This is a genomic window from Chryseobacterium sp. UNC8MFCol, from assembly GCF_000482305.1.
Taxonomy (GTDB): domain Bacteria; phylum Bacteroidota; class Bacteroidia; order Flavobacteriales; family Weeksellaceae; genus Chryseobacterium; species Chryseobacterium indologenes.
The window spans coordinates 1-26,723 of sequence record NZ_AXUZ01000017.1 but is presented as its reverse complement, the minus strand read 5'-3'; the positions used below and the strand labels follow the sequence as shown (position 1 = coordinate 26,723).

20 protein-coding genes and 1 pseudogene are annotated in these 26,723 nt (G+C 35.3%); 13 read left to right on the top strand and 8 right to left on the bottom strand.

The genetic code is table 11. From position 1 onward, the window contains the following. Positions 1-296: 296 nt before the first annotated feature. Together murA and M030_RS0111665 are read right to left on the bottom strand one after the other, a co-directional pair. Positions 297-1,604, bottom strand: coding sequence for a UDP-N-acetylglucosamine 1-carboxyvinyltransferase (gene murA / locus M030_RS0111670; RefSeq protein WP_027373662.1), 1,308 nt, complete (start codon positions 1,602-1,604; stop codon positions 297-299). After that, positions 1,604-2,266, bottom strand: a complete 663-nt coding sequence (locus tag M030_RS0111665; protein WP_027373661.1) for a DUF4290 domain-containing protein — start codon at positions 2,264-2,266, stop codon at positions 1,604-1,606. Before M030_RS0111665 ends, murA begins: the two co-directional genes overlap by 1 nt. A gap of 188 nt (positions 2,267-2,454) precedes the next feature. Between M030_RS0111665 and M030_RS0111660 the strand changes: the two genes are divergently transcribed. After that, positions 2,455-3,891, top strand: coding sequence for an alpha-amylase (locus M030_RS0111660; protein WP_027373660.1), 1,437 nt, complete (start codon positions 2,455-2,457; stop codon positions 3,889-3,891). Positions 3,892-4,030: 139 nt separating this feature from the next. Here the strand turns inward: M030_RS0111660 and M030_RS0111655 are convergent, their stop codons facing one another. Both M030_RS0111655 and M030_RS0111650 read right to left on the bottom strand, forming a co-directional pair. After that, positions 4,031-4,441: a thiol-disulfide oxidoreductase DCC family protein gene (locus M030_RS0111655; RefSeq protein WP_027373659.1), complete on the bottom strand. Its 411-nt coding sequence runs from the start codon at positions 4,439-4,441 to the stop codon at positions 4,031-4,033. A 5-nt stretch (positions 4,442-4,446) separates the two neighbouring features. After that, positions 4,447-4,914 carry a heme-binding domain-containing protein gene (locus tag M030_RS0111650; protein ID WP_027373658.1) on the bottom strand — a complete coding sequence of 156 codons (468 nt, stop codon included), beginning with the start codon at positions 4,912-4,914 and terminating at the stop codon, positions 4,447-4,449. 446 nt (positions 4,915-5,360) lie between these two features. Here M030_RS0111650 and katG point away from each other — a divergent pair, with 446 nt between their 5' ends. Beyond that, positions 5,361-7,637, top strand: a complete 2,277-nt coding sequence (gene katG, locus M030_RS0111645) for a catalase/peroxidase HPI (RefSeq protein ID WP_027373657.1) — start codon at positions 5,361-5,363, stop codon at positions 7,635-7,637. Between the two features lie 904 nt (positions 7,638-8,541). Further along, the gene (locus M030_RS0111640; protein ID WP_027373656.1) at positions 8,542-9,867 is read left to right on the top strand and encodes a phage integrase SAM-like domain-containing protein; all 1,326 of its coding nucleotides are present in this window, start codon (positions 8,542-8,544) and stop codon (positions 9,865-9,867) included. An 859-nt stretch (positions 9,868-10,726) separates the two neighbouring features. On the opposite strand, the gene M030_RS24935 is transcribed toward M030_RS0111640, so the two are convergent. After that, positions 10,727-11,131, bottom strand: a complete 405-nt coding sequence (locus M030_RS24935; protein ID WP_051585032.1) for a helix-turn-helix domain-containing protein — start codon at positions 11,129-11,131, stop codon at positions 10,727-10,729. 367 nt (positions 11,132-11,498) lie between these two features. Here M030_RS24935 and M030_RS0111630 point away from each other — a divergent pair, with 367 nt between their 5' ends. From M030_RS0111630 to M030_RS0111585, 10 genes are all read left to right on the top strand, one after another. Then, positions 11,499-13,109, top strand: a complete 1,611-nt coding sequence (locus M030_RS0111630) for a T9SS type A sorting domain-containing protein (protein WP_027373655.1) — start codon at positions 11,499-11,501, stop codon at positions 13,107-13,109. A gap of 5 nt (positions 13,110-13,114) precedes the next feature. Beyond that, a complete protein-coding gene (locus M030_RS0111625) occupies positions 13,115-15,931 on the top strand; it encodes a hypothetical protein (RefSeq protein ID WP_151457996.1) in 2,817 nt (938 codons plus the stop codon). Between the two features lie 4 nt (positions 15,932-15,935). Then, positions 15,936-19,760 (top strand): DUF6443 domain-containing protein, encoded by a 3,825-nt coding sequence (locus tag M030_RS24035; RefSeq protein WP_051585029.1) that lies wholly within the window; start codon positions 15,936-15,938, stop codon positions 19,758-19,760. 13 nt (positions 19,761-19,773) lie between these two features. Then, entirely contained in the window at positions 19,774-20,397 is a 624-nt protein-coding gene (locus tag M030_RS24930) for a hypothetical protein (protein ID WP_051585026.1), read from the top strand. 465 nt (positions 20,398-20,862) lie between these two features. Further along, positions 20,863-21,765, top strand: a complete 903-nt coding sequence (locus M030_RS0111610) for a hypothetical protein (protein WP_027373652.1) — start codon at positions 20,863-20,865, stop codon at positions 21,763-21,765. Between the two features lie 117 nt (positions 21,766-21,882). Beyond that, on the top strand, positions 21,883-22,161 hold the full coding sequence (locus tag M030_RS0111605; protein WP_027373651.1) for a helix-turn-helix transcriptional regulator: 279 nt from the start codon (positions 21,883-21,885) through the stop codon (positions 22,159-22,161). 10 nt (positions 22,162-22,171) lie between these two features. Further along, complete coding sequence (locus tag M030_RS0111600; protein WP_027373650.1) at positions 22,172-22,618, top strand: hypothetical protein; 447 nt, start codon at positions 22,172-22,174, stop codon at positions 22,616-22,618. A 127-nt stretch (positions 22,619-22,745) separates the two neighbouring features. Then, complete coding sequence (locus M030_RS24030) at positions 22,746-23,627, top strand: hypothetical protein (RefSeq protein ID WP_123861724.1); 882 nt, start codon at positions 22,746-22,748, stop codon at positions 23,625-23,627. Positions 23,628-23,719: 92 nt separating this feature from the next. Further along, positions 23,720-24,058 carry a hypothetical protein gene (locus tag M030_RS0111590; RefSeq protein WP_027373649.1) on the top strand — a complete coding sequence of 113 codons (339 nt, stop codon included), beginning with the start codon at positions 23,720-23,722 and terminating at the stop codon, positions 24,056-24,058. A 174-nt stretch (positions 24,059-24,232) separates the two neighbouring features. Beyond that, positions 24,233-24,820 carry a hypothetical protein gene (locus M030_RS0111585; protein ID WP_027373648.1) on the top strand — a complete coding sequence of 196 codons (588 nt, stop codon included), beginning with the start codon at positions 24,233-24,235 and terminating at the stop codon, positions 24,818-24,820. Between the two features lie 61 nt (positions 24,821-24,881). Here M030_RS0111585 and M030_RS0111580 read toward each other — a convergent pair whose 3' ends face one another. From M030_RS0111580 to M030_RS25760, 3 genes and pseudogenes are all read right to left on the bottom strand, one after another. Further along, positions 24,882-25,499 carry a hypothetical protein gene (locus tag M030_RS0111580; RefSeq protein WP_027373647.1) on the bottom strand — a complete coding sequence of 206 codons (618 nt, stop codon included), beginning with the start codon at positions 25,497-25,499 and terminating at the stop codon, positions 24,882-24,884. Further along, complete coding sequence (locus tag M030_RS0111575; RefSeq protein ID WP_027373646.1) at positions 25,489-26,226, bottom strand: hypothetical protein; 738 nt, start codon at positions 26,224-26,226, stop codon at positions 25,489-25,491. Before M030_RS0111575 ends, M030_RS0111580 begins: the two co-directional genes overlap by 11 nt. Positions 26,227-26,399: 173 nt before the next feature. Next, positions 26,400-26,723: pseudogene (locus M030_RS25760) on the bottom strand (IS5/IS1182 family transposase); the annotation flags it as partial.

Below are 26,723 nucleotides of genomic sequence, written 5' to 3'. Positions count from 1 at the left end.
CCGCGGATTACACAAATATTGCAAGGTGGAAAAAAGAACAGATACAAAAATAGATCTTCAGTAAATCCTTAATCCTGTACAAATCTAATTGATGTAACTAAAATTCCCCTCCTCTGGAGGGGTGGCAAAAATTCAAAGAATTTTTGACGGGGTGGTTTACAAAGCGATAAAAAATGAATTCCTACACGAAAGCTTCCATGCTCATACCATATAATCAGATTTACTTTTTTAATGGACGTACTCATAAAAAAGCGCTCAGATCACTCTGAACGCTCTATAGTAATAAAAATAAATTTCTAGATTCTTTCGATATCGGCTCCGATTGCTTTTAATCTTCCATCGATATTTTCATATCCTCTGTCGATCTGCTCGATATTGTGGATAATGGATTTTCCTTCTGCAGAAAGAGCTGCAATCAGAAGGGCGTTTCCGGCTCTGATATCCGGGGAAACCATGGTGGTCCCTCTCAACGGAGCTTCCTGATTTAAACCGATTACAGTAGCCCTGTGCGGATCACATAAAATAATCTGGGCACCCATATCGATCAATTTATCAACGAAAAATAATCTGGATTCAAACATTTTCTGGTGAACCAAAATACTACCTTTCGCCTGAGTAGCCACAACAAGGATAATGGATAATAAATCCGGAGTGAATCCCGGCCATGGGGCATCAGAAATAGTCAGGATCGATCCGTCAATAAATTTCTGAATTTTATAATGTTCCTGAGCAGGGATGTAAATGTCATCACCGCTTTGCTCAAGTTGAATTCCTAATTTCCTGAATGTATTCGGAATAACTCCTAACTGGTTCCAGTTTACATTTTTAATGGTAATTTCAGACTTTGTCATGGCCGCAAGACCAATCCAGGATCCGATTTCTACCATATCCGGAAGCATGGTATGCTCTGTACCCCTCAAATATTCTACTCCTTCAATGGTAAGAAGGTTGGAACCGATTCCTGAGATGTTGGCACCCATTCTGTTCAGCATTTTACACAATTGCTGAAGATAAGGTTCACAGGCAGCGTTGTAGATTCTTGTTTTTCCTTTTGCCAGGGCAGCCGCCATGACAATGTTTGCGGTTCCGGTTACAGAAGCTTCTTCCAGCAAAATGAATTTTCCTCTAAGTTCTTTTGCTTTTAAAGAATAGAAATACTCTTCTTCATCATAGTTGAATTCAGCACCAAGCTCCACCAGTCCCTGGAAGTGGGTGTCTAATCTTCTTCTTCCGATCTTATCACCTCCCGGTGTTGGCATATAAGCTTCTCCGTAACGTGCCAGCATTGGCCCCATCAGCATGATAGACCCACGTAATTTGGCTCCGTCTTTTTTGAATTCGTTGGATTTTATATAATCAAAATTTACCTGATCGGCTTTGAAGGTATAATCTCCGTGTCCGTTTTTAGTTACTTTTACTCCGAAATCTCCAAGAATTTCAATCAACCTGTTAACGTCATGGATGTCAGGAATATTTTTAATTCTTACCTCTTCGTCAGTTAGTAAAACTGCACACAAAATCTGTAGGGCCTCATTTTTGGCCCCTTGTGGAGTTATTTCACCCTGCAGTCTTTTTCCTCCTCTTATCTGAAATGTTCCACTCATTATTTTCTGTTTTTATGATTATTGTTATGCCTTTTCTTGTTAGGTTGATTTTTGTTATTATTGTTATTGTTCCGGTTGTTGTTATTGTTATTATTCCGGTTATTATTGCTGGTATAATAGATCTTACTTTTTTCAAGAGAATCAATTCCGGTAAGATCGAGTCTGTTTTCAGACAATTCCTTTAGATGGCGAAAAATAACATCATCCGTTACGTGCTCTTTATTATATACATTATATGATTTCTTCATATTATTGGCAATGACTTCGATAAGGGCTTCTTTTTCATCGCCCGTCTCCAGTTCAATTGCTTTTTCTATTAATTGAAGAATACTTTTTCCGTAAAATTTAAAATCACCTTGAAGTTTTGGGTATTCCATTCTTTTAGGTTTTTCTGCCAGCTGCTCCATCGTTGGAAACGGATAAGGAGAGTCTACGTCCAAATCATAGTCTGACAGAATAAAAAGATGATCCCAAATTTTATGTTTATAATTTTCTTCATCACGAAGTTGCGGGTTTCTCTGACCCATAAAATCGATGATTGCCATAGCCATTTCATTCCTTTCCTCTTTGGTAGGAAGTTCTTTACAGCGCTCAACCAACTGTTGTATAATTCTGCCATATTCCGGCATGTGAAGCTGAGTTTTTTGGGTGTTGTATTCCATAGAATGCAAATATATGCATTAAAAGAAAAATTGTTTCGAGAATCTTGAAAATTTATGATTTTTTAATGAAAATACTGATCGTTGTTTTAATATGATTTTCTGATGAAAATTATCATATTTCACTTTAAATGGAATTTGTTTTCAATTAAATCGTAACTTACTTAATAAAATGATAATTAAATAGTACAATGAAAAAAACATATTTTCTGCCTTCAATACTGGCTTTAGGACTCGTTGTTTCCTGTCAGAATAATGATGAGATTATTAATAAGTCTTCCCAACAGCAGGAAGTTCATGACAAAATAGTCAATGTTACCAGTCATGACGGAAGACCATTTGATACCGGAAAAGGCTCAGGAGCTCAGGGAAAATTTGTAGCAGGTCCCGGTGGCGGCGTTTTGATGCAGGGATTTTACTGGGATGTTCCTGAGGGAGGAAATTGGTGGAACACCGTTAAAGATAAACTGACAGCATGGTCTACTGCGGGTATCGGTGCAGTATGGCTGCCGCCGGCTTCAAAGGCTCAGAATGGTCCCTTGTCCATGGGATACGACCCTACAGATTATTATGATTTTGGAAATTTTAATCAAAACGGAACTGTAGAAACCCGTTTCGGATCAAGAACAGAGCTGGAAGCTTTAATTACAAAAGCCCATGCTGAAAATATGCAGGTATATGCTGATATCGTCATCAATCATAATAGTGGCGGGCAATCTGAAGCCAATCCTTTTACGGGAACCAATACGTGGACAGATTTCTCGGGAGTGGCCTCGGGAAAATTTCAAAGAAATTATAACGACTTTTATAAAAATGCATACGGAAACAACGATGAAGGTTCATTCGGAGGATTTCCCGATTTGTGCCATGCCAACCCGCATGTACAGGATTGGTTGTGGGGCAGGGATGATTCTGTAGCAAAATATTATAAAAATATAATGAAATTTGATGGATGGAGATTCGATTACGTTAAAGGATTCGGACCATGGGTAGTCAGTACATGGAATTCTAAAGTAGGAGGCTTTTCCGTTGGGGAACTATGGGATTCCAATGTCAATACTCTGGAATCGTGGGCCAATAATGCCAACAGCTCCGTTTTTGATTTTGCTGCCTATTATAAGATGGATGAAGCCTTTGATAATGGCAATTTAAATGTTTTGAATGATGATATGATGTGGAAAAGAAATCCCTACAAGGCCGTTACTTTTGTGGCCAATCATGATACCGATATCATCAACAATAAAATGCCGGCATATGCCTACATCTTAACCCATGAAGGTTATCCTACTATTTTTTACAGAGATTATGAAGAGTGGCTGAACAAAGAAAGAATGAATAATCTGATCTGGGTCCATAATAACAAAGCGACAGGAACTACTTCTATTTTATATACCGATAATGATGAATATATTGCGAGACGTAACGGGTACAACGGAAATCCGGGACTCGTTGTCTATATTAATACCTCTTCCAGCTGGCAGGAACGATGGATCGAGACAAACTGGAGCAGTCAGCAGATCAAAGATTTTACAGGAAATTCAGGCTGGTATCCGACGACGCAAGGGGATAAGTGGGTGAAAATCCAGTGCCCTCCGAATAGTTATTCGGTATGGTCGCTTAATTTATGAGTAAAGAGTGATGGATTCACTCTGCATTATGTATCAAATAATTATAATTCTCGCAGATTTTGCTGAAAATATAGATTTTGTGCAATTGTTTTACAAATGCTCTCTGGAAAATCTGTAAGATCTGCGGGAGATTATATTATTAAATCTGAATAAATTTTTTCTTCTGATGCTTATCTGGTAAGTAACATTTTTGGTTCGCCAGTTTCATCCTGTTTCTTGAAATAGCATCGTACACCTTATCGCTTAAAAAACGGGGAATAATTTTTCCAATCGCCGAAAGTTTATAGATTCCTCCCAGCAAATTGGCTATTTTAAGAACAGCTCTTGATTTAATCAGGTAATATTGTTTGGGCTTCCAAAGATACATAGTGTTGAATTCCTTTGTTTCCAATCCTCGCTCAGACAGAAATTGCTGTCCGAATTCAGATTGTAATGAAGCAAACATGAACTGATCTTTCGTATCCCGTTCAATAATCCATTGTACCCAGAAATTGCAGACTCCACAATCTCCGTCAAAAAATACAATATATTTATGTTCCCAGTTTTCCACAATTTCTATTTGTTAAACATAATTCCTCTCTCTGTTTCTTCTTTGGTCTTTTTAAAATAGCTGACAAGATCAGCGCGTTGGATGTCTGTCAGTTTTGCATTCTGATGTCCAATATAATAGGACTCAAGAGGCATTTCTTTCTTCTCAATCATTTCTATGCATTCTTCCAGTTTATGAAGTTGCCTCTTGGGTTCGTATACTGCAAAGGTAGAAAAATTCAGATTTTTTCTTCCTTCGTCAATATGATTTTTGACGTACCATGAGGCAGGTGAAATATTAGCATACCATGGATATTTCGTTTCGTTGGAATGACAGTCATAACACGAAGTACGAATGATTTTGGCAATGGGATCCGGCGTCTTTTTAATTCTGAGAAAATCCATTCCCGGAGTTGGAGCAGGATTGGTTTTATCGATAGGAAAAAACTGAATCATAATAAATGCCACAAGAATGATAACTAATATTTTTTTCATAAATGGTCATGTTTAGTGAAATATAAAGATAAGTAATTTTTTTGAAGAAGGGGGGTGAGGCGAGAAGCTGGAAAAATGACGTGGAAAGTATTGAAAACGGATTGGCCACGTTTTCAATTTTTATACTTATTACTTTTATGTACACAAAATTATTTTTCCGTCTGCTACAACTTCCAGTCTCCGGGTTTCCTGCTTCCAACTAAAACTCTTCCTTACATTGAGTTATTCTAAATTGGGTATAAGTAACTGATTGGATGTAAAAAATGACTAACTTAATACCACAATTCCACCTTGGAACACATCACGTTGGAAATATTATTTTATAGTTTTTAACTATCATTGAAATAATTATTAATAGATTGTATTTATTAAATGAACGTTGTAAGTTTGTCATGTTCTTACAACAGAGAAAATTGCTAATCAACATAAAAAATAAATAAACGACAATGGAAAAAGATTTGAATGACATCAGTAAATGCCCGTTTCACAACGGAACCATGAAAAAGAACGTAGCAGGTGGAGGAACCCAAAACCAGGATTGGTGGCCTGATCAGCTTAGAGTAGATCTTCTGCGTCAGCATTCATCTTTATCGAACCCTATGGATAAAGATTTTGATTATGCCGAAGCATTTAAAAATCTTGATCTTGAAGCTGTAAAAAGAGATCTTCATGCTTTAATGACTGATTCACAAGATTGGTGGCCGGCAGATTTCGGACATTATGGTCCTCTGTTTATCCGTATGGCATGGCACAGTGCAGGAACTTATCGTGTAGGAGATGGTAGAGGAGGAGCAGGAGCTGGGCAACAGCGTTTTGCCCCTTTGAATAGCTGGCCGGATAACGTAAGTCTGGATAAAGCAAGAAGATTATTATGGCCTATCAAACAAAAATATGGCAGAAATATTTCATGGGCTGACCTTTTAATTCTTACAGGAAATATTGCTCTGGAATCTATGGGATTCAAAACATTCGGATTTGCAGGTGGACGTGAGGATGTCTGGGAACCGGATGCAGATGTATATTGGGGATCAGAAAAAACGTGGCTGGGAGGTGACTTACGGTATGCCCATGGCTCGGAAGGTGTAGTAGAGGGACGTTCTGCAGTACTTCCTACAGATGATGACGCAGACGGAGATATTCACTCAAGAAATCTTGAAAAGCCACTGGCCGCGGTACAAATGGGATTAATCTATGTAAATCCTGAAGGTCCTGACGGAAATCCTGATCCGATCGCAGCCGCTAAGGATATACGTGATACTTTCGGGCGTATGGCGATGAATGATGAGGAAACCGTAGCTTTGATTGCAGGAGGACATACTTTTGGTAAGACTCACGGTGCCGGTCCTGCAGATCATGTGGGTAAAGAACCGGAAGGTGCAGGAATTGAGCAACAGGGTCTTGGCTGGGCAAGTACTTATAAATCCGGAAGCGGAAGAGATGCAATCTCGAGTGGACTGGAAGTAACCTGGACAGAAACTCCAACTCAATGGAGCAATTATTTCTTTAAAAACCTATTTGAAAATGAATGGGAACTGACAAAAAGCCCTGCCGGAGCTCACCAATGGGTAGCGAAAGACGGAGCAGAAATTATTCCTGATGCCTTCGATTCTTCTAAAAAACACAGACCTACTATGTTGACAACAGACCTTTCGCTGAGGCTGGATCCTGTGTATGAAAAAATCTCAAGACATTTTTATGAAAACCCCGATGCCTTTGCAGACGCATTCTCAAGAGCATGGTTTAAATTAACCCACAGAGATATGGGGCCTCGTGCGCGCTACCTTGGACCTGATGTTCCGCAGGAAGAACTGATCTGGCAGGATCCTATTCCGGAAGTAAACCATGAATTGGTTAATGATTCTGATGTTGAATTTCTTAAAGCTAAAGTACTGAATTCAGGATTGAGTATTTCTGAACTGGTCTCTACGGCATGGGCTTCAGCATCCACTTTCAGAGGAAGTGATAAGCGTGGCGGAGCAAACGGAGCCAGAATCAGGCTGGAGCCTCAAAAGAACTGGGAAGTCAATAATCCTGCCCAATTACAAAAGGTATTAGGAGTACTGGAAGGAATCCAAAACGAATTCAATGCTCAAAACGGAAGTAAGAAAATATCTTTAGCAGATGTAATTGTTTTAGCAGGAAATGCCGCCGTAGAATCTGCTGCAAAAAATGCGGGCCTTGAGATAAAAGTTCCTTTTGCTCCGGGAAGAATGGATGCTTCTCAGGAACAAACCGACATTGAATCTATGGGATACCTGGAGCCGGTTGCTGACGGATTCCGTAATTATCTGAAAAGAAAATTCACCGTGTCTACAGAATCTCTGTTGATTGATAAAGCCCAGTTATTAACCCTTACGGCTCCGGAACTAACGGTGTTGGTAGGAGGTATGCGTGCCCTGGATGCTAACTTTGATGGCTCGAAACATGGTGTATTTACCAACCGTCCCGGAGCTCTTACGAATGATTTCTTTGTAAATCTTCTGGATATGGGAACTCAATGGAAGGCAATGTCAGACGATAAAGAAGTGTATATTGGAACAGATCGTAAAACAGGTCAGCCAAAATGGACAGCAACCCGTGCCGATCTTGTTTTTGGATCCAATTCTGAATTAAGAGCTGTGGCTGAGGTTTACGGAAGTGCAGATGCACAAGGTAAATTTATTAATGATTTTGTGGCAGCCTGGACGAAAGTGATGAATCTGGACCGATTTGATCTTGTTTAATAATGTAATGTTTTTATATCAAAGGGACAGCAACAATGGGTTGCTGTCTTTTTTGTTGAATATTATCAACAGGCTTTTTATTTATAAGATAGGTTTTGGTAAAATATAAATTAGGAGGATTTATACAAAGTAGTTGTAATAAAAATGCCATGCGAAAGGATTCGCGCGACAGCGTGGGATTAAAAACTATACTTCTTATTCTTTAAAAAAGACTACTAATAATCATCTTTTATTTTTGATTCTTTATACTATATTATTTCATATTTTAAAATATCACACAAGTCCTTTAGTGTAATGTATGCCATATAGAACTTTGATCCATAGTCATCCTCATTACCTGAAAGTATAGATAAAAGTACAACTGCTATATCGTAAGTTATCAAAGGATAATATTATTTGTAGATGAAACATTGGAAAAAATATCTAAGGTTATAGAAGTTTCAGTGCCGGTAATTCATTTTTTAATACTTTCTGCTGATGATATTCCAGATGAAAAACCGTTATGTGAATTATTTAGTTTCCTCTATGAATAAACTCCTCAATGACATTTTGAAATATGAAATATGATTCCGTTTCTTGGAACGGAATCATATTTTATCCAAACAAGGTATAAATTATGAAAAAAATAACTTATTGACTATATATTAGAAAAACAAAAACCACCCTTAAAAAAGGATGGTTGGTAGACCCACAGGGAGTGTAATGATTTAATTAACTTAAATTTATATTATATGGCTTGTATTTTGCGATTATTTTAAATTATTGATAATAAGTTATTTATATTTAGTTTTGTTTCGCTATTAGTTAAATGAATTAAAATAGATTTAAAATAAAAAGCAATAAAATTGACTAGATATTGACTAAATGGTTAAATTTGTCTTATTCAAAATTCAACCATTCAATTATGGCCACTTTAAAATATATACTCCAGTCAAAGAAACCTAATTCCACATTACATGCTCGTTTTTCTATAGGGGCAAATAAAGTATATAAAAGAGCTACAAGAGAGACTATTAATCCAGAGGATTGGAATGCTAAAAAAGGAATGGTGATCCAAAGAACGGCATTAAGCAGGGAAGATCAATATCGACAAAATGAATTGGAAAGTGTTTTAGATAAGCTGAAAGCATTTATTTTAGAACAGTACAGAAAACGTTCAGAGAGTGAGATTATTAATGGAGAGTGGCTAGAAGAAATCATAGAAGCTTATTATTCAGGTGGGAGAAAAACAGAGCAGTTGGATTTTATAGAAAATTATTTAGTACATTATACACTTAATATTCTGCCATACCGGAAATATAAAGGTAAACCCATTTCAAAAAGAACTCAGCAAAAGCATCTGACTATAATAAATAAATTTCAGGATTTTTTGAAGACTGAAAAAAAGAAGTTGAAAGTATCGGACTATAATATTTCGATCGGTAATAGATTTGTTTCTTTTTTGAGAAAACAGAATTTAAATGATAACACGGTTGGAAAATATCTGAAGTATACCAAAACAATATTTAAAGATGCTAAAATTGATAATATAGAAGTGCATGATCAGCTTACAGAAATCAAAGGATTTACAACATTTACCCCAACCCCTTATTTAAAAATTGAAGAGTTAAAAAAGATACAGGACTTACTGCTTGTAGGAGAAAGGCTAGAACAAACTCGTGATTGGCTGATCATTGGATGTTATACTGGTCAGAGGGCTTCTGATCTTTTCAGAATGACCACTGAAAGAATTCTTATGATTAATGGTAAAGAATTTATTAACCTGAGTCAGAAGAAAACTAAGGCTCCTGTTTTGGTTCCTATTCATATTGAAGTAAGAAAGATACTGGATAAAAGAGTGGGCAAGTTTCCTGCTCGATTTTCAGAAAATATAGAAAGTGCGAAAACTATTTTTAATGAGAATCTAAAAAAGATTTGCAAACTGGCAGGTATTGATAGGATAGAGTATGGACGGGTATATGATTATGATAAAAAACATTTTGTATTTGGTGATTATCCTATGCATGAATTAGCTTCTTCCCATATTTGTAGAAGAACCTTTGCCACGATGTATTATACAAAAATTCCTACTGCTATCATTATGAGTGTTACAGGCCATAAAACAGAAAAGGAGTTTCTGGAATATATTGGAATAGATAACAGTACCCTTTCTGAACAGATGTTTTCTTATTGGGAGCAATTGGATAAGGAAACTAAAAAAGATGTTGATAAGGTTAGAAATAGTGTTTAAATGAAATTTAAAAGTGTTTTAATTAATATTAAAGAGAAATAAAATCCCAAAAACCCAGTAAAATAACCCAAATCAAAAAGTATGAAATGTTGTAGAGTAAATGTTAATGTTTGAAACCTACAAAACCAATATTAAAATACTTTAAATATAGAAAAACAAAGAACAGAAGATGATAAAAACTTGTCAAAACTTGACATCCAGAATTTGAAAATATCTGAAATTGCAAAACCAAAGTAACCCACTGGTTTTTATTTTGATCTTGTTTTTTGTCCTGTCAGCTTTTAAGTATTTATGCATAGCAGAAAATGACGTAAACCTAAACGTTGACAGAATCAGAAAATAAATGCTATACTTGAGTAAGATTCTTTGCATGTCATAACATAATCGGCAAAGCTCACTTTATGTACAGGAGCTTCGGTAATTATTAACAGGGCAACCGAGTATTCTTACTTGTAAAAAAGAGTTTAGTTATGAACAAAGACTAATATCTTCTATTATCAAAACTGAGACTTGAAAAAATATATTCTGAATTGTAAAGAATTATTGATATAGCCGTTTTTCTTACTCGATAAAAAATATCTCAGGCCAGATTTAATCACCTAATAGATTATAATATTAAAAGGTATTTTTTTTATTCAAAGTTTCTTGGTGATTTAGGTTATCACAAACCTTAAAACCAGTTTGGAATAAAACCATGAGCCGAGTTTATCCCTATCTCATTATGCGTGAAAATACAAGTAATACTTTCTTTGATTTCTATCCCACTATTCACCACGCATGTGAAAAAGAATAAAAAGATAGTCTAAAAATTTATTTTATAAAGAATTCCTAATAGCAGCAGACTTTATTCTCTATAAATTTAATTCTTTAGTAAACTTTCCATTAACTTATTTTGCATTGTCATAAGTTGAGTTATTTGTTCCTGTTGTACTGTTAGCTGTTTTTGGTTTTCAATTAAATTTTCTAAGACATTTTCAGAAATTGTATTATGTATTGTGACAGTACTATAAATATTGCCCACAGCAGAATTATGGTTATTATCGGTATTGTTTTGAACGATCTGGTCTTCCAAAAAATATTGCGGTTCTACCTTGAAAAAATCGGCTATCTTTTGCATAAAAAGGAAATCAATTTTTTCTATTACTCCGTTTTCTATTTTACTGAGATAACTTTGAGAAATGTCTAATTGATATGCCAAAGTTTCTTGAGAAATTTCTTTCTGTTCTCTCAATCTTTTTATTTTGAAACCTATGCCGTTATTCATATTACATAATTTTTATGTTTGTAAAGGTAATATTTTTATAGAAAAACTTTATTCCAAATGGAATTGTATTTTATTCATACTGGAATTGTTTTATAAAGCATTATTTGACATCTTTAAAAGCCATTTCATAAAATAGTGTTTAATACGTTTTTATCGAGATGCAACCGAAAATAATAATATGCGACATGCTTTGTCGCATTGGTGTGATAGCTTTGAAATACCATAATATAAATCAGATCTATGAAAATGCATTATCAATCGGGCTAAAAATAGTCTACCGTAAAAAACCCATGTGAAAATGGGATTTTCCCTATACTGGGAATTGTAATTAGTTTTTAAATTCACATCAAATTATTAAATAACAAAAATGAAAAAACTTTATTTCAGCGCATTTCTGATATGCACGGTCTTTGGTTATTTCGATGCTCAGGAAGTTCTTTGGCAACGAGACATTAAATCCTCAACACAGGATTTTGTAAGTCAGGTGACCGCCACTATTGATGGACAATATCTGCTCACAGGAAGCTCTATTCAGGGCAATAAATTACAGCAGGAAAGTAAACAAAACAACGGTTATGACTTTCATTTCATTAAACTTAATCAGCAAGGAGAACAGGTCTGGGAAAAGTATTTCTCAGGAACAAATCACGATTATTTATCGGCTACCGTAGCTACACAGGAGGGTGGCTTTCTGCTATCTGGTACGTCCTGGTCAGGAAAAGGATTAGACAAAAAAGACGATTCCAAAGGAGGAGCAGACATCTGGCTGATCAGAATCAATGAATTTGGAGATGAATTATGGCAGAAAACCTTGGGAAGTACTTCTGATGAAGAAGCCAGAGCCGTCATCCAAACGACGGATTTAGGATTCTTTGTGGCTGGAAATATTCAAAACTCATCCAAAGGTTATGGTTCAAAAGATGTCTGGATTACCAGATTGGACAAAGACGGGAAAGAACTTTCTCAGTTAATTCTAGGCGGAAAAGGTCTTGATGAGGTTGAAAAAATGATTCCTACGAAAGATGGCGGCGTATTATTGGGCATCTATTCCCGAAGCGCCGCTACTACGATAAGCAATGAGCAATCAGTAATGAATAATAAGTCCACTGATCAAGATACGGGCTCAGTAGCCATCAGCCAGATGCCAAAAGCCAGTGACAACTTTGGTGAAGGCGACTACTGGATCGTAAAGCTTGATAAAAACGGTAAAGTAGAATGGGAAAAAAACTTTGGTGGAAAAGGAGATGATCATATCAGAACGCTTGCTTTAACTTCTACAGGTTTTGTCATCGGTGGAGAATCAAGATCGGAAAGGTCAGGAAACAAAACTGTAGGGATTGAAGAAGGAACTGACCTTTGGTTAATTGCCTTAAATGAAAGAGGCGATGAACAATGGCAAAAATCCTACAATTTCAAAAACCGCGACATTTTAATGGGAATGAACGTCATCAACGGAGAATCTACAAAAGGCATTCTTTTAGGCGGTTACACCCAAGCCGAAGGACGCGTTGAAAAAGATGACGAAACCTTCTGGATGCTTTACCTGGACGGAAACGGGAACGAGCAGTGGCGAAAGCACGTAAGCGGAGAATCCCGACAAAAAGAGGAAAGACTGGCAGACCTGAAATTAAACCGAGACGGCTCCATCATCCTTGCAGGAACCAGTGCCAAGGAATTAGGAAAAGAAAACTGGAAGATTGTAAAGCTGGGCGACAAACAAGTAGATCAGCTGATTCCTAAATATGATATTAAAATCTATCCGAATCCTGTTTCAGACTACGCATACATAGAAATTGGCTTTGATTTCAAAGAAGCAGAGATTTTATTGTATGATATGAGCGGCAGACAGCTTCAGAACCTGAAAACAAAGAATAAAGTAACCAAAATCAATACCCAGGCTTTAGTACAGGGTGCTTATCTGGTGACGATTAAAACAGATACCAATAAAACAGCCAACGCTAAGCTGATCAAACAATAACCGATATGAAGAAGACTTATTTTTATGCCGCGGCTCTGGCCTTATGGTGCGGAACTGCAATGGGGCAAAATCATCAATTCCAGGGGGTTAATTTTGGAAATATGCCGAATCCGGTTCCTTCCCTGGCCCCTCTTGCCAGCTTTAATGATAACCCGCCTTCTCTAGCTTCGGGAATTCCCGAGATTTCAGTACCATTACTGAGCCTTCCGGGATATGGTTCCGGTGTGGGTTTACAGCTTAGCTATGACCGTGCAAATTCTGGTGAAACAGTAGGAGAAATGGGGGCAGGCTGGTTTATGCCTAAAGGAGGAGCGATTTCCAGAAAAATTAACGGTTTGCTGGATGAAATCCATCAGGATATTAACAGTCCGGATTATGAGAAAAATGTGTTTGATGACGAATACTATTATAATGTTCCGGGGCTTTCAGGGAAGTTTAAAATAGAAAGAAATATCCAGCAGAATAGTTTTAGCGTCATCGACCTTTCCCCGGTGAATCATGTTAAGATAGCCTATACGAGAAAAAATAATGTAGCCACCCTCATTGTGGATTCCTTTACGATTACTGATGATGAAGGGAATACTTATCACTTTAAGGACAGTTCTATTGCGGCGCTTTTAAGTAGCAATGATATTGGCGAAATCTCTTCTACAGAATTCAATTCTGCATTTTACCTGACTAACATCACCAATGCCAGCGGTGTAGAGGTAGCTGGTTTTACCTATAAAAAAGAAGCCAAATATCTTGACGATAAAACCACGCTTATTTATAAAACCTGCCAGCTGGAAAAAATAAATACAGCTTTCGGAAATATAGAATTCGTATATGACTACGATGAGGCATTGGAAAAAACAATGAATGAGCCTTACAGCATTAAAAAGATTATTTTAAATAACAAATACACCAAGACTGCAGAATATGCCTTTGAATATTCCTATCCGTTTCCTCCTGGTTCTGTAGAAAGTACTTCAAAAAGAAGACAGCTGGATAAGATCAAAAAAATGGATGGAACAACTGTTTTGGAGGAAACTTCATTTTTATATAATCCTTTAGGTTCAAACTCTTCAGGAGCCTTAAATTGTGGTGGTCCACAGATCATCAAACCTTATGGTACACTTAGTAAAATTATTTATCCGACAAAAGGAGCAACAGAATATGTATATGAAACTGGGGAGGTTTATAAGGATCGAAACTCAGCAGCTTATCTGGAATCAATAAGTGGCGACCTTATTGATATGTGTATTCAATATACTCAGCAATATCCATTGCAGGATTTTGATACTACTCAATCGCTAACTTACACGTTTACCATTCCGGGAGATCCTACCAAGAAAAAAACATTATGGTTTGACTTTGCTATTGAGTATAATCTTATACCCGGACCGATTGATCCCAATACAGGATTTCCTACGATACCGCCACCTATAAAGGAGAACCAGAAAATGTCCTATACTTTAAAGAGAGGGAATGAAACCATTTTTGCCAATACTAAGGTGTCGGGAAAGAAGTTTTATAACTATCCGGGGCAATATACTCTTACCATTACCATTCCTTATGTTCATGGGGGAAGCGGTAATTTTTCTTATACAGAATTGATGTACAAACCGGGTCCTTACAGGAACTCAGATTCTGCAGGGATGAGAATCAAATCCATCAACAGATATAATGATGCAAGTAGTACAATCCCTATCCACTCGATGTCTTACAGCTATAATAAATTGAATTCAACAGATACCAGTGGAGAGATGCAATCAGGTGAAGTGATGTACAGGAATGTAAAGGTAACCGAAGATTCGGGAAAGGGCTACAGTCAATATTATTTTAAACTTCCATCAGAATATCCTTCCTATTCTTATGTCTATAATGGAAACACTGTTCCTCTTCGTCCTTACTATAACCTGGTGAAGTCAGGAGTGTTAGAGAAAAAAGAAATCTATAGCGATAACAATCAGCTATTGGCTAAAGATGAGTATAATTATACCTTCACGGAAGTAGATAATAATGTCTATGAAATAGGAGACACGAAAACCTATTCCAAAGCAGCATTTACCAGCCAGACCAAAACGAGTTCTGTAGCTTATCCATCCGGTACGGCGTCTTCGTTTTTGCAAAGTTCGGGAGAAAGTAATGTAAGAGCAGATAATTTCAAACCTTCGAGTTCTAAGAGTACCGCTCCTGATGGAACGATAACGGAAACGTTCTACAAATATGCTCAGGATAAAAATCAAACCCGATTACTGGAAGCCAATATGACCGGGGTTTTACTTGAGTCAGAAGTAAAAGAAAACGGAAAAACAATCGGGAAGTCGGAAACCAAATTTGATAACGGTTCCCATTTGTATCCAAGCTCTGTTATAGTATACGACAGACAAACCCAGGCTCCGGTGACTACCTCAACCCTTGATGTTTACGATAGTAAAGGAAACCTAGTGCAGGCCACCGGAAAAAACGGTATTCCAAGTACGACCGTCTGGGGATATAATCAAAAGTTGCCTATTGCTGTTATTGCAGGAGCATCTTATGCTCAAGTTGCTTCTTTGTCCAGTGTTATCGCTGCCATTGCAGCTTCTGATGCAGATAATGATAACCCAGCTAATGAACCTGCATTGCTTCAGGCATTGGATACCTTAAGAAAAGATCCGGCGCTGAAAGACTACAGTATTACCACTTCAACGTATGATCCTTTGGTTGGAATAACCAATTCCATATCAGCGAACGGAATCAGAACCACCAATGTGTATGATACGGCGGGAAGATTAATTAAAGTAAAGGATTCAGAAGGAAAAACCCTGACGGAGAATCAATATAACTACAAACACTAATACCATGAAAAAAATTATAGTAGGATTCAATCTCTTGTTTGTAGCAGGAATTTCCTTTGCGCAAACCAACCTCAGCACTAATGAGAACTATGTCTACAGTAAAACCTGTATGGATGAAGACTGTACTAAAAAATCAGAATCCGTACAGTATTTTGATGGATTGGGAAGACCCATCCAGTCGATAGCCATTAAAGCGACCCCTTTGGGAAGAGATGTGGTACTGCCTGTGGAATACGATGCCTTGGGAAGACAGGCTAAAAGTTATTATCCTGTTCCTCAAAACGGAAGTCAGAACGGGGCACTTTACGCCAATCCATTAGCCAATGCTCCGGCTGCGGGCTATGGGAATGAAAAAATTTATACGGAAAAAAAATATGATAACCTGTTTGCAGGCCGTGTCAGCCAGGTCATTCCTGCCGGAAATACATGGTCTCAAAAGCCTGTAGGCCTGGGATACGGAACCAATATTGACGGCGAAGTCAGAAAATATAGCGTAACCACTACCTGGGTAGACGGCAGGACGGAAACCGCTATTTCCGGGCCTGTTTTTTACGCTGCCAATCAATTGGGAAAAAATACGGTAACCGATCCCGACGGAAATACCGGTACGGAATTTAAAAACGGAAAAGGAGAAACCATCCTCGTTAGAAAAAATGACGGGGCACAAAATGTAGATACCTACTATCTCCACAATGAATACGGACAACTGGTCTATGTCATTCCTCCGATGGCCGTAACGGGTACCGCTCCTGATCAGGCCACATTGGATAATCTCTGTTACCAGTATCGCTACGACGGACAGGGGAGGTTGGTAGAGAAAAAAGTCCCTGGAAGAGGCTGGGATTATATGATCTATGATGCTCAGGACAGACCGGTAGCCACTCAGGATGCCAACTTAAGAGAAAAAGGACAATGGTTGTACACTAAATATGATAAGTTCGGAAGAGTAACATTTACCGGGATAAATTCAGGTGGAGGAAGAAGTGCTGAACAGATTATAGCCACCGCGTATGGTAGCAATAATGTTAGTAGAACTTCATCTGTTTTCTTTAACCGGGAAGGAATGGATGTATATTATGATCCTAATAGTACTTATCCTGTGGCTGGTTGGGTAAAACTGCTATTAATCAACTATTATGATACCTATCCAGCCTACAGTTTTAATCCGCCTTTTCCATCTTCTGTGTTAGGAAAAACTGTTATTTCTGATACGGGAAATGCAGTGGTAAACACACAGGCAATGCCTACCCTCAGTTTTGTCAAAAATATTGAGGATGATAACTGGACAAAAAATTATGCGTATTACGATGCTGAAGGAAGATTGATAAGTACATACACTATCAATCACCTAGGTGGTTATAGCAGAATTGAAAATGAGCTGGATTTTGCAGGTGTAACAAAACAGACCAAAATATATCACAAAAGACTGAGTGGTGATAAAGAAATGGTCATTGCCCAAAGTTTTGATTATGACGGACAAAACAGAATGATCAGACATCGTCACCAGGTAGGAGGGCAAGCTGTGGAAATACTGGCTGAAAATGCCTATAATGAATTGTCACAGATCACCAACAAAAAAGTAGGAAATGGTCTGGAGAGTATCGATTATCAGTATGACATTCGTGGGGCTCTTACGAAAATCAATGATCCGGTAGCATTGGGCACTAAACTGTTCGGGTATGAACTGAAATACCAGAACCCGGCCTACACCAATATTGCTCCGGGAAAAAGCAATGGAAATATCTCTGAAATCGACTGGAAGTCTGCTTCAGACGGCGTATTGAAAAGATATTCTTACACCTATGATCCGTTAAACAGGTTAAAAGATGCCATATATACAGAACCCAATACGACCAATCCGTATAACAATTATTATAATGAATATGCGACTTATGACCTGAACGGAAACATCAAAACCCTGAAAAGGAATGCTTTTCCAATAACAGGAACTACAGCCACTCAGGTTGATGACCTGGTGTATAAGTATACCGGAAACCGTTTGGATAAAGTCATTGAAAACGCATTGAACGACACCGGATATGAAGGCGGAAATAATACGATTGACTATGACTTGAACGGAAATATGATCAATATGAAGGATAAGGGAATTCAGAAGATGGGTTATAATCTGTTAAGTCTTCAGAATCAGTTATCTATTTCATCAACCAATGGGGCAGGAAAAGTGTCTAACACAAATATTGATCACATCTATAGAGCAGACGGAGCAAAACTCCGAAAAATATCTGTTCAACAGGCTTATATGGGACTACCCAGAACGCAAACCACAGATTATCTGGATGGCTTTCAGTATACCAATATAGATAACGGACAAGGATGCCGTACCTGTAAAACTGAAAGTGCCTATGAAGAGCAGGCCTATACCAAAATTATTGGTCCTGTTTTCCCCGGTGGACCTTTATGGACATTGGATTTTATCCCTACCGCAGAAGGCTTTTATAGTTTCACGGAAAACCGTTATATTTACCAATACAAAGACCATTTAGGTAATGTAAGAGTAAGTTTCACAAGAAACAGCGCAGGCGCTCCTGAAATTACCGGAACCAACAACTACTATCCATTTGGGCTCAACCATATTGGAGGCAGTAACATGTCCCCATTCTCTAATTATCATTCTTACAAGTTTGGAGGTAAAGAACTCCAGGAAACAGGAATGTATGATTTTGAAGCAAGAATGTATATGCCTGATCTAGGAAGATGGGCCGTTATAGATCCTATGGCGGAAGCTATGAGAAGATATTCTCCTTATAATTATGCGTTTAATAACCCGATAAGCTTTATAGATCCGGATGGGATGCAACCTCGTCAGTTTTCGATGCCTACAGATACCAGACCTGATGCTCCCTCAACTTGGATCAATCCTAATTGGTTAGGAAGAGGAGGTGCTGAATTTGGATCTATAGACACAGGATACAGTGGTGGCGGAGGCGGTGCTTCAATGTCTGCTGAAGGATTGATTAATACCGCTTTTAATTTAGGATCTGGGACGTGGTTTAATACAAAATTTGGTTTAGAGAATGGAAATGGTATTTTATTAGGATATGATGGTGGTTACAAAAGTCTTAATTCCAACTATGAGGAAGGCGGTATTGGCGCGATTGTTACTACCATTGAAGTTAATATCACTGGAAAAGGAAAATCTTATAATTGGAATTTAGGAGATAACTATCTTCCGAATATCTTAGCAATGGGAATGGCATTTAATCAGTCCCTTGCAGGATTTAATTACCAGAATGGAGGCGGAAGACTTGATCCCATGATAGGGGTGAGAAATGATGGTCCAATCAGGTATATGGGAGGAGCAGGTGATCCTTGGGGAATTTATGAAGGAATAGGAATGGTTATTTCTGGTTCTGATAAGAGCAATATGAAGTATGCCGCATTGCCTTTCTTAATAATGACAAGAAATACAGATGATGCCTTAAAATTATTAGCTGTAGAAAAAAGTATTCTTAAAGAGGAAGCTAAAGCGATTTCAAAAAATGCAGTTGCTAAAAATGGAACATTAAATGCTGGACCTTTCGCAGGTGAAGGGCTAGTAGCAAAAAATGGGAAAAGTAGAAATTTTACTGTTGATGAAAGAAAAGTTATTAATGAACAGGGATATAGTTTGGGTTGCCACACATGTGGGCAAAAAAGTCCAGGAACTAAATCGGGTAATTTTATTTTAGATCATCAACCTGCAAATGCTTTAATCCCAAGTGGATGGCCTCAAACCTTTTACCCTCATTGTAGATTTTGCAGCTCAAGTCAAGGTGGGATTATTGGGGGAATGAAAAAACAAGGTGTTTTACCAAAGATAAGTAATTAATATAATTACAATTATGATAATATATAAAGAAATTGAAATAAGCATAAATGATAATATTTATGTTAAAACTAAAGGGTTAGCGTCTTACATAGGTAAGGAAATAAGAGTAATTAAGGGTGTTAATGATCAGGATGATTATGTAAGTATTATAAAATTTTTTATTGATTATATTGTTGAGAATAAACCAATAATTTCTGATAATGAGAATGTTGCATATTACTCCTGGCTATTGCAGTTTCGGTTAGAAGAAAATTTCTATGATATATATGAAATCAATTCTGATGGAAGTGAATTTAATAAAGGTTGTGATACCGCAATTTCGATTATTCGAAATCAGTCGGAAATATGTGCACATTATGGATTGCCAACTCAATTTCCTAATTTCAACCAGATGGTTGTTATTTCTAAAGGAGTTTATGAAGGTAAAGATATAGAGGCGATTAGGTATGAATCCCCTGAAAATATGTCAGGCTGGTGGCTAATTACTGATGATTATGATGATAATATCGAATCTTTAATGACGGTTCATTATCATCATATTGCATTTACACGTGCTGATATTTTGGGATATTTAGCAATACCTTTTGGATATAGATTCTTAATGGAAAATAAAAAAATTAGTGTTTCAAAGGATTAAACTATGATATTAAAGTGTTATAAAAGGAACTATATGAAACTTTTAGATTTACTAAAACATTTTAAAAATGATGGAGTTCATGAAAAATTTCGCTAAGCTCCTCTTTGCTAGGGCTGGCGTCTCGCTCATATCCTTGAATAAAAGTAAAAACCACTGCGACTGCGGTGGTTTTACTATATAAAAACCGATATATTACTAAAGTAATTGACATAAATATTGATTGGAACAGAGGACATTGAAAATGAATATAAAGTTATTCCAGGACGAGACAATCAATTATTGAAGAACATTATATTTTTTGAGTTCAGAAAATTCATAATTGGTCTTAATGTAGTTTTTACCAAGAACAAAATGCAAGATCATTCAATCCCAATAATTATCCTGTATTTAAAAATACTTTTTATAATATACGACATAATCTGTCGTATTATTCCATTATCTTAGTGATTCCAAATACTAAATTACATGGATTATCCTTTTTATTATACATTTCAAGATTTTAAAGATAATTATCAGAATGATTTTAAAAAATGGCTTAACGAAAACTCTACAGGAACAGAAGTAGAATATCTTGATAATTTATATTCTTGTGCAGGATATTACGTCGGATATAGAGAATTTGATCAAGAGGATCATAGATATGTACTTTCAGATATGTCATTCGGAGCTGTTGGGATTGCTTATGAATATGACATTACTAATTATGTTTCCATTTTTATAGGTGTGCTAGAAAGCAATTTTAAGGAGAAATTCAAATTGACCAATAATAAAAAAGTAGCTGAGTTTCTCTATAGTTTTGATGGTGATTTTACAGATTACGTCAGTCATGAAAGATTTATATTTAATAATGTTATTTACCTGTTAACCCCCTTTTTTTATATAAATAAAGTCATTGTCAAAGAAAGAGTAGTATATGATGACTATGATGAGCCAGTAAAAAATGAGAAAGGGGAAATTCTATTTGAAGAAGGAGAGTTTGGAGAGGCGCGTATTTTCTTTAATTTTGATCGATATTCTCTTTTTTTAGATGAGGTAAAACAAATAAATCAGTTTATTTTAGAGAAAATAAATCCTGAAAAAGAGCAGGAAAATAATACAAAAGCAGCAATAGATGAGAAAAGTATTTTTTCAATTCCTGAAAAAATCGTTTTATTGGAGAAATTGGGAGTTTTTGCTAAACTTATTAAAGATGGGGTTTCTCCAGAAAATGAATATAAAATTATCCAAAATCTGATTGGGGGAAGCTATAGTAATGTAAAAAAGTATTGCTTGAACAGAAAAACAAAAAATAAATCCTCAAAAGATTATCAGATTACAGAAAAACATAAAAATAAAATTAGAAATTTCTATAATTCAAAGACTTTTTAAAGACTTTTTTAAGTGATTTTCTACCACAAAACTACCACAACGCTACCCCAAGAGAATAAAATAGGGTAAAGATAATTTCAAACTTTGTATTGTGAAACAAATAAAACTCATAATACAATGGAATCTATAAATTTTATTGGGGTAGAACCAGATAACCTCATCAGCGAAATTGTAAGTAAAGTAAAAGAGTCTTTACTTACTGACTTAGAAAAAGCATTCAAAGAAAACGAACCAAAACGTTACCTATCAGCAGATGACATCTGCGAGCGTTTTGGTGTGACCAAACCTACGATACATGAATGGCGTAAACGTGGCATTCTAAAATCCTATAAACTCGGTTCCCGGGTATATTATAGACTTGACGAAATAGAAAATGCAATGATTATTAACGAATAAATTTTCTATTATGTCAGTTTACAATAATTACCAGACTATTCTTTATCAATTAGATGAGGTAAGAAAAACTTTTAGGCAGTACAAAAACGGGGAAGTAACTAAATCTGTCAAGACAATTACTTTACCAGAAGTGATTCGTATTGAGAAAAACAATGGATATAATACTTTTACTGGGTTTAATAATATTTTGCGGCTTCGTGATGCTTCAAATTGGTCTTTATGTACAAAATTTGGATTAAAGCCTGTAGGAATAAGCCATTTCTACGTTGTGGATTTATTTGTAGAAAATAAAAAGGTTTTATGTCTTATATATTATCCTAAAGAAGCTCAGATAATTGAATTGATTATTGTTCGTGAGTTCTATCCGTGTAAGAAATCAGAACTTGCTGAAAAGGTAAAAGATGCAGTTCAAAGTATAGTGATAACAAGCAAGTGTCAGCCATATTCTTTTAAGTAATATACTTTATAAAGATGTGATCACTGGACTTTTCAAAATTGAGACTATGCCGGTTGACTTTGTGAAATTTCATTATACGGACAACGATTACAAGCTTCCCACCAATAAAACTGATTTTATCATTTCTGTGAATGATGAAACGGGTGAAACAGATAATAAGAAGGTAGGCGATTATTTTGGAATAGAAATTACGAAATACCCTTCCAACAGAACCTTGATTAAGGGAAGCATTCATAAATTTTTTAATCGTACAGATTTTAATGGAAATGATTTTGATGTACAAAATATTTCCACAGTATTAAACGACCTAGAAAAAGAACTTGGATTAAAACCTGAATGTTGTAAGCTAGAAAATATTGAAATTGGTGTAAATATCCAATTGCCATTTGATCCTAATAAAATACTTCAAAACTTACTTTTCCACCGGTCGGTAGAGTTTAATAAAACTATTTCTGGTTCTTTTTATTATCAGTCTGCTAAAACAGAATACATTATTAAAATTTATAATAAATCAGCTCAGTACGAAAAGAAATTAAAAAGATTAGGGAAGGGGCCAAATATTGAAAATGAGAAAGAGCAGGGGCAACTTCAATGTTTGAAGACTACGATAGAAAAACAATTGCAGGCGAATACATTACGGTTCGAAATAAAGTTTTTAAAAATGAGTACACTGAATGATTTAGGAATTGTTTATTTATCAGATATTATTAAACCTAAAATGCTTATCTCATTCAAAGATCTCCTATTAAAGGAATTTAAGGAAATATATTTCTATGATTATACAACAGATGAAACCAAAATGAGACGATCAGAAATCAATAAACTGAAAGACTATCGCAATCCGAACTATTGGATTAACCTTAACAAAAAAGATAAATATTATCATAAGAAACAATTTCACGAAATAACTTTAAAATATTCTCAAAATCTTAAAGTAAAAGTTTTGGAGTTGATTAATCAGAAAATAGAAAGCTTAACGGAAAAAAAAATTAGACATTTTTACCGATAATTTATGTGAGTTGAAAAACAAATGTTTAGACTTTTTTACCATTCAGATATAGAGTAAAAAAGTCTAAATTCAGCACTTCAAATATTATAATTATGAAAAAGCAAATTACAACAGAAAAAAAGGCTAATAATGCCGATGAAAAAAATGATGATTTGTCCAATAATATGCAGCAAAATGTAAAGGAAAGTAAGGAACCTGATAAAAAAACAAAACAGAATTTGGAAGAATTGGAATGGAACGCGTTAGAAACAGAGTTTGATGCTTCAGTATTAGATGTTGAAATAGATGTTCCTGAAATAAATGTGAACATGCCGGAGATCAATACAGATTCTCCTGAAATAGAACTCCCGGAAATGAATATAGAACTCCCAAATTTAATCGAAAGTGCAGATTTTAAATTGCCTGATATTGATGTGTTTATTGAGGAGTAATGGCGATTGCAGAGAAGATAAATTGCTTTTAAATATTTTAAAGTTTCTGTATATACCATAAATAAATGTTTTTCGCATGAAAAAGATATAAGATATGCGGGAACTTCCTTAGTAATTTAGGTTATTTATTTAGATTAAAATCAAATATTAAATATTAAAACATATTAAGCTTATATGGGACGTTTAAGCAATTATCCGGAAGAAATAGAAAGATTGAAATGTATAAGTATTTCAGACTTACGAAAGTTAGGCTATTTGGAACCTAATGCATTTCTAAATAAAAGCATCTACTGGACAAACCAGAATGGGGATAGAACCAGTTCAATTGCTGTTATTATTGATACTAATGAGACAAAAGGAAGTATAACCTTTGACTATACTTACAACCAATCTCAAAAGATTAACTACACTGTGCAGCTTATAACAAGACCGTCTAATCTGGGAAATGGTCTACTTTGGTTTTTTGTTTGTCCCAGTACTTTTAAGGTTTGTAGAAAGTTACATTTAAATAGTGGATACTTTTTACACCGTACTGCTTTTTCTGATGTGTATTATGAGAAACAACTCCAGAGCAAAAGATGGAGGGAATGGGATAAAGCTTTTGGTGCCTATTTGGATGATGGTGTATATGAGGAACTACATAAAAAGTATTTCAAGAAATTCTATAAGGGTAAGCCTACCAAGAGATATTTAAAGTTGATGAAAAAGCTAAACAGTAGAAAATCTATTGCCTTTGGAGATATAGAAAAATTTTTGTTGTGATGGATTTTAATTTTACATTTAAATACCTATAAAAATCTTCACTTTTTAATGAGAAATGGTATTATAATTTTATATTTTCTAATCTAGCATGAGAATGCTTATAGGATAGCATAATCCCATGTTCATGATTAAAATATTCTTCATAGGCTAACGCCGTAAATACGCAGCATTTTTCGGAAATAGGATAAAAAGTTTTTTTGTCACAAGTTAAAATTACATCTACATTAGAATTTTTACCATTTTCAATAATCATCATGTCTTTTGTTATCCACTCTCTTGCCATCATGAAGTCTCCTGTTTTAAATCCCATTGAAGCTGCAAATTCATTTAGTTTTGCTTTTGGTAGATATTCATACAAATCATGATTGAGTAATAAAGATGTGTCAAGATCAAAATCAATGAATTCGACATTATTACTATCAAGTGATTTTATAATTTTTTTTACTTTCTCAGAATTGTTTTCTTTAGAAAGAATTTCAGATACAGTTATAGATGTAATGAGAAACCTTCTATCTTTTGAAGAACTGGTTTTGGATGTAGATAAATACTTAACTAGGGTATGTACAAAATTAAATCTTACATCAGTAGAGTTACCCTCTACGAAAGCAAACAAAGCACATAAAATACTTGTATCAATTAAGATGTTTTCCCAGTCACTAATTCTTTTTTCAATTACCATAAATAGAATTTAAAAGATCATCCATTGTACTAATACCCTTTAAGAAGTTATATCCTGATGGACCTGCTTCCTTTAAATTATCTAATAGGGAATTCTTACCAATTACCCGAAAACTTATCAACTCAGCTGAAAACTCATTCCCTGTGTGAATGGAAACTTTAGTTCTAATTTTAATCGCTAATTTGTCTGTTCTATAATGGTTTTTTAATTGGAGATCTAAGTCGTTATTAATTTTTATTTTTTTATTATAACCATCTACAATAATATGTTTCACATCAGAATTTACAGTTTTTCCACCTTGTTCTGAAATGATTCCATATATTGTTTTTTGTTTGTAAAAATGTTCTGGAGTATTATCAATGATAAGATGGCTTAATTTGGCAATTCTTTCATCTTCACTATAAGCATTAATATAAAATCCTTTTTTGAAAATTATATTTAAAGAATTTGCATATTTTTGCTCTTCTTGAGTAAGTTCGTCCGTATTTAATTCTTCCATTCTCCGATGTAAAGAAATAAAATTTTCATTTTGAACAGCATTTTCCGTTGTGAAATCTAATGCATAGCAATTTCCTCTAATGTTGCTTAATGTACATTTTGCTTTAGTACCATCATCTATAGCATTATAAAGTGTTTTTAATAAGTCTGAAATAATATCAATAGAAATACCATCCTCAGCATTTAAGCTGTGGTTCTGATCATCAATTTTTAAAGAAAATTTGAACATGTTCTATTGCTATTAAAATACGGATTAAATAGTTAACTGCTATTTATACTGCAATATACAAATAAATTGTAATTCAATTTACGGTTTCCCGTATTGTAATTTCATGTTAAATATTAGCTATTTATGAGAAGAAGACATAAATATAATCTAGGATATATTTAATTAGTCATTCCTTAAAAAGCTAATTTTTCATTTTGAAAATTATACTTGCCTAAGAAGATTTTGAGAACAACTTCGAGCCAAAAAAGAATTTGTTGTTTGATTTGGTTCAATCTCATCTTCAAATTGTATCCAATCCCTGCTAATAGAGCGTTATGAATATCTCCAGCCACTCCTTTAAGGAAGTTTAATCCTAAGGAGTGGTTTCTTTTTAAATGTGAAATACAGGGTTCTATTGCTGCTCTTGCACGGAATCTTAATCTTGCAACTTGCTGCCCATATCTTGTTTTTTCTTTTTTTGTGGGAAGCAGAATTAAGGTGCCTTCTACTTCTTTGAT